This window comes from Flintibacter sp. (assembly GCF_046973065.1).
In genome coordinates this window covers 17,329-30,099 of record NZ_JBKVXZ010000042.1, presented here as the reverse complement: position 1 = coordinate 30,099, position 12,771 = coordinate 17,329, and the positions used below count along the sequence as shown (strand labels likewise).

Sequence of the window (12,771 nt, the reverse complement as noted above, 5' to 3'; positions counted from 1 at the left end):
TCGGCCTCCAACAGCTCGTTGAGCGTTTCTTCTACACTTCCACGCACAAGTTCCTCGAGTTGGCCCTTGATTACAGCAGGCCATTGCCGCCCCCAATAAGGTGGTAGTGGTCAGCACCTCTCCGGCGGTCCGGGCCGCTCTGGGCGAAGAATTCGGCATGGAACCCAGCGCCTTTGTGGAGGGCAAGATGGTGGCCCTGCTCCGCGCTCTAGGTGTGGACTATGTGCTGGACACCAACTTCGCCGCCGATCTGACTATCGTGGAGGAGGCCAGCGAGCTGATCCGCCGGATCACGGAAAAAGACCGCCCCCTTCCCCAGTTCACCAGCTGCTGTCCCGGCTGGGTACACTTTACTGAGATCTATGCCCCGGAACTGCTGCCCCATCTCTCCACCGCCAAAAGCCCCATCGGCATGCAGGGTCCCACGGTTAAGACCTACTTTGCCAAACAGATGGGACTGGATCCCCGGCAGATCGTCCACGTTACTCTGACTCCGTGTACGGCCAAGAAATTCGAGGTCCGGCGGGAGGAGATGCACGCCGCCGGTGACTACCACGGCATCCAGGGAATGCGGGACACCGACCAGGTCATCACCACCCGGGAGCTGGCCCGGTGGGCCAAGGCCGCCGGCATCGACTGGACCGCTCTGGAGGACTCCGCCTACGACTCCCTGATGGGCAAGGCCTCGGGAGCCGGCGTGATCTTCGGCAACACCGGCGGTGTGATGGAGGCTGCCCTGCGCACCGCCTACGCATACCTCACCGGCCAGAGCGCCCCGGAATCCCTGCTGCAGCTGGACCCAGTGCGCGGGTACGATGGCGTTCGTGAGGCTCAGGTGATCATCGGTGATCTGACTCTGCAGGTGGCGGTGGTATACGGCACTGCCAATGCCCGCCGCTTCCTGGAGCACATGAAGGGAAGCGGCAAGCAGTACCACTTTGTGGAGGTCATGGCCTGTCCGGGAGGCTGCATCGGCGGTGGCGGACAGCCCAAGGATCTGATGAAAAATGCCGATGAGACTCGCAAGAGCCGCATCGCGGCCCTGTATCAGTGGGACGGCTCCATGACGCTGCGCAGCAGCCATGAAAACCCTGAAATCAAGGCTGTCTATGAGGCCTTCTACGGCCAGCCCCTCAGTGAGCTGGCGGAACAGATGCTGCATACGACCTACTACGACCGCAGCGATATCAGAAAAAGAAAGGACGAAAAACCGATGAATAAGTGGAAATGTAAGATTTGCGGCTATATCTATGAGGGCGAGACTCTGCCCGAGGACTTTACCTGCCCCCTGTGCAAGCAGCCCGCCTCCTCCTTTGAAAAGCTGGAGCAGGCCCCTGCCAAGAGCGGCAGCAAGTACGCCGGCACCCAGACCGAGAAAAACCTGGAGGCCGCCTTTGCCGGAGAGTCTCAGGCCCGGAATAAGTACACTTATTTCTCCACGGTAGCCCAGCAGGAGGGATATGAGCAGATCGCCGCCCTGTTCCGGCAGACCGCGGAAAACGAGATGGCCCACGCCAAGCTGTGGTTCGAGGAGCTGGGCGGCCTGGGAGACACCGCCCACAATCTGCTCCACGCCGCCGAGGGTGAAAACTACGAGTGGACGGACATGTATGACGGCTTTGCCAAGACCGCCGAGGAGGAGGGTTTCCCCGAGCTGGCCGCCAAATTCCGTCTGGTCGCTGCCATTGAGAAGCGCCACGAGGAGCGCTACCGCGCCCTGCTGCGCAATGTGGAGACCGCCCAGGTCTTTGAAAAGAGCGAGGTCAAGGTTTGGGAGTGCCGCAACTGCGGTCACATCGTGGTGGGCACCGCTGCCCCCGAGGTGTGCCCCACCTGCCGCTACAGCCAGAGCTTCTTCGAGATCCACTGCGAGAACTACTGATTTTTTCAAAAAACCGTTAACAACAGCACCCCTGTGGTCATCCCACAGGGGTGCTGTTATATATATTCTCGAAAAACGCAGCGAAGGGCCGGCATAAAGCCGGTCCTTCGCCGCCGGGGGTATATGGTTGATGAGAGGGGAATCAGTCCACGTACTCTACGCCGATCTGCTCCAGGATCTGGTCCACGAAGGGACGGGGGAAGCCCTTGCCGGTCTTGATGCCCTCCAGCTGGCCCTCCTCTTTGACCTTGACCGCCTTGGCGGCCTTGGCCAGTTCTTCCGCGTCCTCAGGCTTGATCACCAGGATGCTGTCGCCGTCGCCCACCAGGATGTCGCCCGGGCAGATGACCTGGCCACCCACGCTGACGGGGAAGTTGATCTCGCCGGGGCCGTTCTTATAGGGGCCGTTGGGGATAACGCCCTTGGCATAGACAGGGAAGTCGGTGAACTGAGCCAGCTCGTCCCGGTCACGGACACAGCCGTCGATGATGAAACCGGCGATGCCGCGGCTGCGGGCATAGGTGGCCATGATCTCACCGCACAGAGCGCGGCTCATGCTGCCGCCGGCAGCGATGACCAGCACGTCGCCGGGCTGGGCCAGATCCAGGGCCTTGTGGAACATGAGGTTATCACCAGCGGGGCACTTTACGGTAAAGGCGGTGCCCAGCAGGGGAGAGGAGTTCATGGGGCAAAGCTCAGCCTGAACGGCGGAGAGACGGTTCATGCAGTCGTCGATGTTGGCCACGGGAATGCCGCGGAACGCCTCCACCAGGCTGCGATCGGGACGAACGATATTCTTTTTAATTCTGCATCCAACTGCCATGATAAGATCCTTCTTTCAATACAATGATTTAAAGCGATTGAAATAACCGCGGATTGTGTGGTAAACTGTCAGTAACTTTTTACGCTCTCATTTCCGGGTGCCAAGGAGGCGTTTGTATGGATCTGGCCGATATCGAGATGTTTCTCTCCATTGTCAGTACCAAGAGCATTTCCAAAACAGCGGATGCTCTCTTTCTCTCCCAGCCTACGGTGAGCCACCGGCTCAAGCTGCTGGAAAAGGAACTGAACTGCTCGCTGATTCTCCGCAGCAAGGGATTTAAACAGATCGAGCTCACCCCAGAGGGGGCCGACTTCATCCCCATTGCGGAGCGGATGATGTCTCTGTGGAAGGAGACCCGCCTGCTTCAGGGGCGGCGGGAGCGGACGCTGCTCACCATCGGCTGCACCGACAGCGTGAACGTGGCCCTGCTGGCGCCTTTTTATCGGCAGCTCATCCACAGTGGGACGGTGCTGGATCTCAACATCCGCACCCATCAGTCCTCGGAGCTGTACAGCATCCTGGACGCCCACGACATCGACCTGGCTTTTGTGTACTACCAGCTCTACTACAAAAACATTCTCTGCGAGTGTGTCTTTGAGGAACAGATGTACCTGGTCCAGTCCTCCAACCCGGCGGTGGAGAAGCCCCTGGTCCACACCGAGGAGCTTGACCCCGCCAAAGAGCTGTTTTTAAAGTGGGACGACCCCTATCAGATCTGGCACGACCAGTGGCTGACCAGTTATTCCCGCCCCTGTCTGTCCGCCGACACCATTACGGTGATCTCCAAAATGTGGAACCCCAGAGAACAGTACTGGATGATCGCCCCGGAATCGGTGATCCATGAGCTCTACGGCAGCCACGCCCTGTATGTCAGCCGGCTGGAGAATCCTCCCCCCAACCGCTGCTGCTACAAGATCAAGCACCGCAATCCTCTGATCACCACGGAAAAAGCGCTGGACTATTTTGAACGCAACCTGGCTCAATATCTGCAGAATCTGAAATTCGATCTGCACATCGGCCAGACCTGGCAGCGTTTTTAAGCCTTCTTGGGCAGCTTGGCCAGAGCCTTGCGCATGCGCTCCATGCCCTCTACGATGCGCTCATAGCTGCAGGCGTAGGAGAAGCGGACGTAGCCCTCGCCCTGAGAACCGAAGGCGGAGCCGGGCACAGTGGCGATCTTGGCCTCCTCCAGCAGGTAGTTGGCCATGTCGGCGGAGGACATGCCGAAGGACTTGATGTTCATGAAGACATAGAAGGCGCCGCCGGGGGTCTTGCAGCTCACGCCGTCCATGCTGTTGATGGCGGAGACCATGTAGTCTCTGCGGCGGGCATACTCCTTGACCATCTCCTGCACGTCGGGCTCAGCCTTCTCCAAAGCGGTGATACCGGCCTCCTGGACAAAGGAAGCGGCGCAGGTGTTGATGTACTGGTGGACGCGGACCATAGCCTTGATGAAGTCCACGGGAGCGGCGGCATAGCCCAGACGCCAGCCGGTCATGGAGTAGCACTTGGAAAAGCCGTTGAGGGTGATGGTGCGCTCCTTCATGCCGGGCAGAGAGGCGATGCTGATGTGCTTCTCGCCGCCGTAGACCAGCTTCTCATAGATCTCATCGGAGACCACGATCAGATCGTGGCGGATCGCCATATCGGCCAGGCCCTTCAGGGTCTCATAGGACTGCACCACACCGGTGGGGTTGCCGGGGGTGTTGATGACCAGCATGCGGGTCTTGTCGGTGATAAGGCTCTCCAGCTCCTTCAGGTCGATCTGGAAGTCGTTCTCCTCCCGCAGCTTGTAGCTGACAGGAACAGCGCCGAAGAAGTTGGGCACGTGGATGTAGTTGAGCCACACGGGATCGGGAACCAGAACCTGGTCGCCGGGGTTAAGGAAGGCGGCTACCGCGGCGTAGGTGCCCTCGCCCACGCCGATGGTCACCAGGATCTCGTCGGCGGTGTAGTCCACGTTGTTGTCCCGCTTGAGCTTTTCGGCAATGGCCTTGCGCAGCTCAGGGGTACCATAGTTAGAGGTGTAGAACACGTTGCCCCGGCGGATGCTGTCATAAGCGGCATCCTTAATGACCTGGGGGGTATCGAAGTCGGGGCGGCCGATCTCCATATGAATGACGTCCTCACCCTTCTTCTGCATCTGGGTGGCCTTCTCCATCATGACACGGATGCCGGAAAACGGGAGCATCTCCATACGCTTAGCAGTTTCAAACATACCGATTCTCCTTTCCTGTATATCCAGGTTGATTTTTGTATGATCCATCAGTTTTTCTTGTTCTCTTGCTTGTGGGCTCATTATAGCGCACAGAAATTATATTTGTAAAATGAATATGTGTGATAAGAATTATTTAGAAATACAATAAAAGCCCGTCAGAGCACACTCTGCGGGCTTTTGCGCTGGATACCGCTGTTTAAATATTAAAAAAATAAATAAAAGACGTTCGGAATATTTATTTGTCGAAAAACTTTGGAGATGTTATCCTTAATTCAGACGGTGAGGCCGTTGTTTTTTGGGCAATTAAGATAGGTTTTCTCCTATCGACACCGGTGACCCAAGAATCAGCCGCCGAACCAAACCTTGCGCATCCCATAAAGAGCGGGATACGAGATAAATGTTGTATACGGGAGTTGAAATCATGGTTGAGAAGAAACGGAAAAGATTTGTCAAGCGCATGGTGACAGCCCTCATCCTGGGTGTTATATTGGGTATTGTCATCTCCTTATTAAAACCCTCCATGTCCCCGGCCACGTGGGATATCCTGAATAAGATCTTCTTCCAGGACATCACGGTCAGCGAGGGGCGCAATGCCATCGGCCTGTTCTACATTATTCAAACCGTATTTACCAACGCACTGAAGCTGGCCATCGTGCCCATGGTCTTTTTCTCCATCATCATGTCCGTGTGCGGCATGAATGATATGAGAAAGCTGGGCCGCATCGCCGGCAAGACCATCATCACCTTCGTTCTGTTCTACCTGGTGGCCTGCTTCTTCGCCGCTGTGGTCTCTGAGCTGGTCATCAACATGGGTCTGTACCGTGAGTTCGTGGTGGACAGCCTGGCCGCCGACGTCACCGAGGCCGAGACCAGCAACATCCTGGTCACCATCGTCAACGCGGTGCCCGACAATATGATCTCCGCCCTGAGCAGCAACAACAAGATGCTGGCGGTCATCACCTGCTCCGTCATCATCGGCGTGAGCATCGCCGCTATGGAAGACAAGATCAAGGTCTTCAAGGTCTTCTGCGACGAGTGCAGTCAGATCGTGCAGAAGTTCCTGGACTTCCTGATCATCGTGTGCAGCCCCTTCTCCGTGTTCTGCATGATCACCCGCACCTTCGCCATCTACGGCATCGACCAGGTCAGCAACATCTTCTCTTACATCCTCGTCACCATCATTGTCCTGATCATCTACCTGCTGGTGGCCTATCCCATCGCCATCGGTGCTACTACCCGCTGCAACCCCTTCATCTTCATGAAGAAGATGATCAAGGTGGCCATCATCGCCTTCGGCGCCGCCGCCTCTGCCCCCGCCCTGCCCCTCAACCGTGAGACCTGCGTGAAGGAGCTGGGCTGCTCTGAGGAGATCACCGACTTCGTACTGCCCGTGGGCATGACCATCAACATGAACGGCACCGCCATCATGCACATCATCGGCGCCGCCTTCATCGCCACCTGCGCCGGTCTGGAAGTCACCCCCATGAACTACCTGACCATGACCCTGCTGGCCATCGCCGCCTCCATGGGCACCCCCGCCATCCCCGCCGCCGGTTCCGTTATGCTGTACGCTGTTCTCACCGGCGCCGGCTTCAACACCGAGCTTTGTACCCTCATCTACTCTCTGGTGCTTGCCATGAACAAGCCCTGCGAGATGGTCCTGACCACCCTGAACGTGGTGGGCGACGCGGCTACCACCGTGATCGTCTCCACCAGCGAGAAGGAGTTCGACAAGGAGATCTACAACAGCTGATCCTTTGCCGCCCTGTCATTCTGCACCTATAAATCCATCCGGCCGGTCCATAACCATGGACCGGCCGGACAAGTGGAGGAACCTTTATGTATACCTTACATGACGTGGGCGATCAGGCCCTGTTGGTAGAATTCGAAAATGAGATCAGCATGGAGGTCAACCGGAAGGTGGTGGCCCTGAAGCGTGCTCTGGAGGAGCGGCGGCTCCCCGGGATCGGAGAACTCATCCCCACCTACCGTTCCCTGGTCATCCACTATGACCCTCTCACCGCAGATCTGGACCAGTTGAAGGAGGCCATTGACCAGGGCGTCAAGCACCTGGATCTGTCTAGCCTCCCCAAGTCCATTGTCACCGAGATCCCTGTCCTCTACGAAGGCGAATATGCCCTGGATCTGGAGGAGATCGCCCGTATCGAGGGCAAGACCGAGGAAGAGATCATCCGCATCCACAGTCAGAGCGATTATTATGTGTATATGCTGGGCTTTGCGCCCGGCCACCCCTACACCGCCCGCTTTGAGAATCCCTTCTCCTTCAAGCGGCGGGAGACCCCCCGGGTACGCATTCCCGGCGGCAGCATCGTGGTGCAGCTGGGCCTGAGCGACATCATCCCCTTCGACCAGCCCTGCGGCTGGAACATCATCGGCACCACTCCCATTCTGGCCTGTGACTACCGCAAGAAGAACCCCTTCCTGCTCAAGGCGGGCCAGTGGATCCGCCATGTCCCGGTGGACAAGGCGGAATTCATGGATATCAAGCGGCAGGTAGAGCTTGGCTGCTACCAGCCCAAAACCTATGAAAAGGAGGGCTGAACATGGGCATCGTAGTAGAAAATCCCGGAGTCCTGACCACCATTCAGGATAAAGGCCGGTACGGCTATGAGCAGTTCGGCGTCTCCCCCTCCGGCCCTATGGATCTGGAGTCCTTCCAGATCGCCAATATTCTGGTGGGCAATTCCAGAGATCTCAGCGCTCTGGAGGCCACCATGCTGGGTCCCACCCTGCGCTTTACTCAGGACAACATCATCGCCGTTACCGGCGGGGATATGATGCCCCTGCTGGACGAGAAGCCCCTGCCCATGAACCAGGCGGTTCTGGTAAAGGCGGGTTCAGTGCTGAAGCTGCGGGCTGCCCGCACCGGCTGCCGGACCTACGTGGCCTTTGCCGGCGGACTGGATGTCCCCGAGGTGATGGGCAGCCGGGCCACCGGTGTGCAGAATAAGGTAGGCGGCTTGGAGGGCCGCAAGCTGGCCAAGGGAGATGAGATCTCCTTCCTGGCTCCCAAGACCACCCTGCCCCGCATGGAATCCCGCCGCACCGACCACCCCATGCCCGCCGGAAACCAGCGGGTCCTGCGGGTCATTCTCGGTCCCCAGGACGACGCCTTCACCCCCAAAGGCATCGAAACCTTCCTGGGCCAGCCCTATCATGTGACCAACGACTTTGACCGTATGGGCTGCCGTCTGGACGGCCCGGTCATCGAGCATAAAGTAGACGGCAACATCATCTCCGACGGCATGGTCACCGGCGCCATCCAGGTGCCCACCTCGGGCCTGCCCATCATCATGCTGGCCGAGCGCCAGACCGTGGGCGGCTACACCAAGATTGCTACCGTCATCACCGCCGACCTGCCCGTCATCGGCCAGTGCCGCCCCGGCGACATCATCCGCTTCCAGTCGGTCACCGTCCCCCAGGCCCACCAGCTGTGGCGGGAGATGCAGCAGCGGCTCAACACCTTGGATCAAAATCTGAATGCTCCGGCGCCCCAGGCTCAGCCTTCGGTCCAGGCTCACCAGTCTCCCGTTTACCCCGCGACTACCCTGCCTGGTCCTGTGCGCCGTTACCGCATTACCGTCAACGGAAAAGTCTATGAGACCTCCATCCAGGTGGTCTCCCAGTAACAGAAAGAGGTGCGTTTCATGTATACCATCGATTTGAACAGCGACATGGGCGAAAGCTTCGGCGCTTACCGCATCGGAAACGACGAGGGCATCATCCAGCACATCACCTCCACCAACGTAGCCTGCGGCTACCACGCCGGCGACCCCATGGTCATGGATAAGGTGGTCCGCATGGCCAAGGAGCGGGGCGTGGCCGTGGGCGCTCACCCCGGCTATCCCGATCTGATGGGCTTTGGCCGCCGGAAGATGGTCCTGTCCACCGACGAGGTCAAAAACTACATGAAGTATCAGATCGGCGCTCTGATGGCCTTCACCCAGAGCTATGGCCTGAAGCTGCAGCATGTGGCTCCCCACGGCGCACTGGGCAACCTGTGCCAGTATGACCGGGAGGTCTCCCGCTCCATCTGTGAGGCGGTATATGAGATCGACCCCTCCATCCGCATCTTCTACTGCGCCGGCGCTGTTCTGGGCCAGGAGGCTCAGAAGATCGGCCTGAAGACCGCGGCTGAGATCTTCGCCGACCGCGCCTACATGGAGGACCTGTCCCTGGTCCCCCGCAAGCAGCCCGGCTCCATGATCACCGATGAGGACCTGGCGGTGGAGCGCTGCATCAAGATGATCAAGGAGCACAAGGTCACCGCCATTACCGGCAAGGAAGTCGCTATCCAGGGCGACACCCTGTGCGTCCACGGCGACGGCGCCAAGGCTCTGGCCTTTGTGGAGCGCATCCGCAAGGAGTTTGAAGCTGAGGGCATCCAGATCCGCAACTTCCAGTGACACTTTGGTCTTTCCAGTAAAACATGACAGCAGCCCCATTGCAGAACGGCACTGCAATGGGGCTGCTGTCATATCCAGATGCAAACGATACGCCCCCTGAGCCATTGGGCTCAGGGGGCGTATGTAGGAAGGGAAAACAAACTGGCTTATTTATTCACCACGTTGATGGGGCTGCCATTGATGTAGGCCTTCACGTTGTCCACGGTGATATCCATGATACGCTGGCGGGCTTCCTTGGCACCCCAGGACATGTGGGGCGTGATGATGCAGTTGGGGGCGGTGAGCAGGGGGTTGTCGGCCTTGATGGGCTCGGTGTATACCACGTCCAGGCCGGCGGCGCCCAGCTTGCCGGACTTCAGAGCGTCGGTGACGTCCTGCTCGTCAATGAGCTGGCCGCGGGAATTGTTGATGAGGATGGCGCCGTCCTTCATCTTGGCGATGTTGGCCTTGTTGATCATCTTCTCGTTGTCGGCAGTGAGGTTACAGTGCAGGAAGACCACGTCGGACTGGGCCAGCAGGGTGTCCAGATCCACGTACTCGGCAATGGCTTTGCCGGAGTCGTTGGGATACAGGTCATAAGCCAGCACCTTCATGCCCAGAGCCTTGGCAATGCGGCCGGTGGTCTGGCCGATGCGGCCAAAGCCGATGATACCGGCAGTCTTGCCGTCCAGCTCGATGAGGGGGTAATCCCAGTAGCACCAGTCGATGTGATTGGCCCACTTGCCCTCGTGGACGGTCTTATCGTGGTGGCCGATGTGGTGGCACACCTCCAGCAGCAGAGCGATGGCGTACTGACCCACGCAGGCGGTGCCGTAAGTGGGCACGTTGCACACCAGCACGCCCTTCTCCTTGGCGTAGTTGTAGTCGGCCACGTTGTAGCCGGTAGCCAGGAAGGCGATGAGCTTCATGTTGGGGCACTTGTCAATGGTCTGCTTGGAGATGGGGGTCTTGTTGGTGATGACCACCTCGGCGTCGCCGATGCGCTCGGCAATGATGGGATCCTCCACATAGGAGGTACGGTCATAGACGGTCAGATCGCCCAGCTTGGCCAGCTCGTCCCAGCTCAGATCGCCGGGGTTCTCGGTATATCCATCCAGAACTACGATTTTCATTCAGAATTCCTCCTTCAGGTTCTGTTTTGTTATCCTCAATATAGCAAACCCGTTCTTGTATTTGGGCCAAAAGTAAGATAAAATTTTTATATGAAATACAAACCCCAGGAGGCGAGCACCATGTTCCTGACCAAAGAGAACGGAATGCGGATCGTAGAGGAAATCAAGGAGACCATCGGCCGGGATGTGAACATCATGGACCGCACGGGCACCATTCTGGCCAGTACCGACCCCAAGCGGATCGGTCAGCTGCACACCATCGCCAAGGAAATCCTGGAGCAGCAGCTTCCGGTGCTGGAGGTGGCCGCCGGAGAGGAGGGACCGGGCGCTCAGCAGGGGGTAAACCTGCCCATCTATGTGGACGGGAACTGCGAGGGGGTCATCGGCATCACCGGTCCTCCCGACGCGGTGCGGGATTTCGGTGCCATTGTGAAGAAAATGACCGAGATCCTGCTGACCACCATGCGCCAGCAGGAGCAGAGCCTGCTGGTGGAGCAGGCCCGGAGCCTGTTTTTGGAGGAGTGGCTCTTCGCCCAGAACCTGGACTGGTCCGCCTTTGCCGAGCGGGGCGCGCTGCTGGACATCGACATCCGGGAGCCCAAGCGCATCGCCATTCTGGAGTATGAGCCCCGCGGCACCGCCCAGCCTCCGGAGCTTCACGGCGGGCGGCTTCTGCAGATGGCCCAGCGTTATGTCCAGGGGGAACAGACCCTGTGCGCCGTGGTCAACCGCCGTCTGCTGTTGGTGTTTGGTCCCGAGCAGAAAGCCCTGGAGGTACTCAAACAGTTTCAGCAGGCAGCGGAGAGCTTTTATGAGGTCACACTCAGCGGCGGGCTGAGCTCCCTGTCCCGGGGCGCGGAGGATATCCGCCGCTGCTATAACGAGGCCAAGATCGCCGCCCGGGCCGCGGCAAAAAACCACACCATTTTGGAGTACAGCGGCATCTCCCTGGATTTTGTGCTGCAGAACCTGGAGCCCAAGGTGAAAGCGGATGTGTGCCGGGCCATTTTTGAAACGGTCCCGGAGGACGAGCGGGAGGAGCTGCTGGAGTGTCTAGTCCTCTATTTCCGCTGTGAGGGCAATGTAGAACGGGCCGCCCAGAGCATCCACGTACACAAAAACACCTTCCGCTACCGCATGGGCAAACTGGCCCAGTATACCGGCTACGACCTGCGCCGCCCCAGAGACGCCGCGATGCTCTATATCGCCATGCAGTTTTTGGATGCAGAACGCAATTCTTTTCCCGGGGGAAATAACCCACAGAAATGACGCTTATCACAAATAGCAATAGCGAGCACCTGGAGTTCTTTGTTGGAAAGTGATATAATTTCGCTGATAAAACTTAAGTCATCCTTTTTTAAAGGGGGTCAGACCGAGATGCCGTACAATATCAATTTAAAGCATCTGGAGTGCTTTATTAAAGTGGCCCAGCTGGGCTCCATCAACAAAGCGGCCCAGGCGCTGTTTATTTCCCAGCCCCATCTGGGCAAGATCATCCACGACCTGGAAAACGAGATGGGCTATCTTCTGCTCAACCGCAGCAACCAGGGGGTCACCCTCACGCCCGAGGGGGAGGAGTTTTTAAAGCATGCCGCCCGGGTGCTGGAGGAGATGAACTGTCTGCGGCGACCCAGCATAAAAACCGCTGAATTTAACCATCTTTCCGTCTCTATGACCAAGTTTTCTCATGTAATGGAGAGCTTTATCGAAGTGGTCCTCAACCACCAGGACCAGCCCTCCTTCTCCCACCGGCTCTACGAGGGCAACGCCGAGGAGGTCATCGACGACGTACTCTCCGGCCGGGCCACGGTGGGGGTATTTCACTTTGACAGCAAGCGCCGCCGGGAGATGGAAAAGCTTCTCTCCTCCCAGCGGATGGTCTACCGCAGTCTGGCCTATGTGGAGCCCCACATCGTCATCTCCAAAAATCACCCCCTGGTGCGTCAGCACAAGCCCATTACCCTGCAGGCCCTGGCTCCCTACGGCATGATCCGATACCTTGGCCAGTATGACGACCTGGCCCATAACCTCTTTGAAACGCAGCTTCAGGGCATGGAGAGCAACAATTCCAAGGTGATCTACCTGTCCAACCGACAGTCTCTCATGCGCCTGATTTCTGTGAGCGACTTTTACAGCATCGGGATCCACGACTTCGAGATGCAGGACGCCGGCTACAAGGCCATGTCGGTCCCCATCAGCGGCTGTGACTTCATGTTTGAGTTCGGCTATGTGAAAATGGAGGGAGAACCGCTGTCGGACATCACCCAGGAATTTATTGAAAATGTAAAAGCCAGACTAAATTAACCAAA

11 protein-coding genes are annotated in these 12,771 nt (G+C 58.1%); 8 read left to right on the top strand and 3 right to left on the bottom strand.

The annotated features are described in order from the left end of the window. Nucleotides 1-100 precede the first annotated feature (100 nt). Nucleotides 101-1,882, top strand: coding sequence for a rubrerythrin (gene rbr / locus ACLTXB_RS13670; protein ID WP_428227388.1), 1,782 nt, complete (start codon nucleotides 101-103; stop codon nucleotides 1,880-1,882). Between the two features lie 142 nt (nucleotides 1,883-2,024). Here the strand turns inward: rbr and ACLTXB_RS13665 are convergent, their stop codons facing one another. Next, complete coding sequence (locus ACLTXB_RS13665; protein WP_008982140.1) at nucleotides 2,025-2,705, bottom strand: RraA family protein; 681 nt, start codon at nucleotides 2,703-2,705, stop codon at nucleotides 2,025-2,027. A gap of 116 nt (nucleotides 2,706-2,821) precedes the next feature. Here ACLTXB_RS13665 and ACLTXB_RS13660 point away from each other — a divergent pair, with 116 nt between their 5' ends. After that, complete coding sequence (locus ACLTXB_RS13660) at nucleotides 2,822-3,745, top strand: LysR family transcriptional regulator (protein WP_008982141.1); 924 nt, start codon at nucleotides 2,822-2,824, stop codon at nucleotides 3,743-3,745. On the opposite strand, the gene ACLTXB_RS13655 is transcribed toward ACLTXB_RS13660, so the two are convergent. After that, complete coding sequence (locus ACLTXB_RS13655) at nucleotides 3,742-4,923, bottom strand: pyridoxal phosphate-dependent aminotransferase (RefSeq protein WP_428227387.1); 1,182 nt, start codon at nucleotides 4,921-4,923, stop codon at nucleotides 3,742-3,744. The two genes, ACLTXB_RS13660 and ACLTXB_RS13655, sit on opposite strands and share 4 nt — an antisense overlap. Before the next feature lie 421 nt (nucleotides 4,924-5,344). Here ACLTXB_RS13655 and ACLTXB_RS13650 point away from each other — a divergent pair, with 421 nt between their 5' ends. From ACLTXB_RS13650 to ACLTXB_RS13635, 4 genes are all read left to right on the top strand, one after another. Then, the gene (locus ACLTXB_RS13650; RefSeq protein ID WP_428227386.1) at nucleotides 5,345-6,676 is read left to right on the top strand and encodes a dicarboxylate/amino acid:cation symporter; all 1,332 of its coding nucleotides are present in this window, start codon (nucleotides 5,345-5,347) and stop codon (nucleotides 6,674-6,676) included. An 86-nt stretch (nucleotides 6,677-6,762) separates the two neighbouring features. After that, nucleotides 6,763-7,485 (top strand): 5-oxoprolinase subunit PxpB, encoded by a 723-nt coding sequence (gene pxpB / locus ACLTXB_RS13645; RefSeq protein WP_008982144.1) that lies wholly within the window; start codon nucleotides 6,763-6,765, stop codon nucleotides 7,483-7,485. Nucleotides 7,486-7,487: 2 nt separating this feature from the next. Further along, a complete protein-coding gene (locus ACLTXB_RS13640; RefSeq protein WP_428227385.1) occupies nucleotides 7,488-8,573 on the top strand; it encodes a biotin-dependent carboxyltransferase family protein in 1,086 nt (361 codons plus the stop codon). A gap of 18 nt (nucleotides 8,574-8,591) precedes the next feature. Then, nucleotides 8,592-9,350 carry a LamB/YcsF family protein gene (locus ACLTXB_RS13635; protein WP_428227384.1) on the top strand — a complete coding sequence of 253 codons (759 nt, stop codon included), beginning with the start codon at nucleotides 8,592-8,594 and terminating at the stop codon, nucleotides 9,348-9,350. A gap of 146 nt (nucleotides 9,351-9,496) precedes the next feature. On the opposite strand, the gene ACLTXB_RS13630 is transcribed toward ACLTXB_RS13635, so the two are convergent. After that, on the bottom strand, nucleotides 9,497-10,462 hold the full coding sequence (locus ACLTXB_RS13630; RefSeq protein WP_428227383.1) for a D-2-hydroxyacid dehydrogenase: 966 nt from the start codon (nucleotides 10,460-10,462) through the stop codon (nucleotides 9,497-9,499). A 120-nt stretch (nucleotides 10,463-10,582) separates the two neighbouring features. On the opposite strand from ACLTXB_RS13630, the gene ACLTXB_RS13625 reads away from it, so the two are divergent. Together ACLTXB_RS13625 and ACLTXB_RS13620 are read left to right on the top strand one after the other, a co-directional pair. Next, entirely contained in the window at nucleotides 10,583-11,731 is a 1,149-nt protein-coding gene (locus ACLTXB_RS13625) for a CdaR family transcriptional regulator (RefSeq protein ID WP_428227382.1), read from the top strand. Between the two features lie 108 nt (nucleotides 11,732-11,839). Further along, complete coding sequence (locus ACLTXB_RS13620; protein ID WP_020989407.1) at nucleotides 11,840-12,766, top strand: LysR family transcriptional regulator; 927 nt, start codon at nucleotides 11,840-11,842, stop codon at nucleotides 12,764-12,766. Nucleotides 12,767-12,771: the final 5 nt, after the last annotated feature.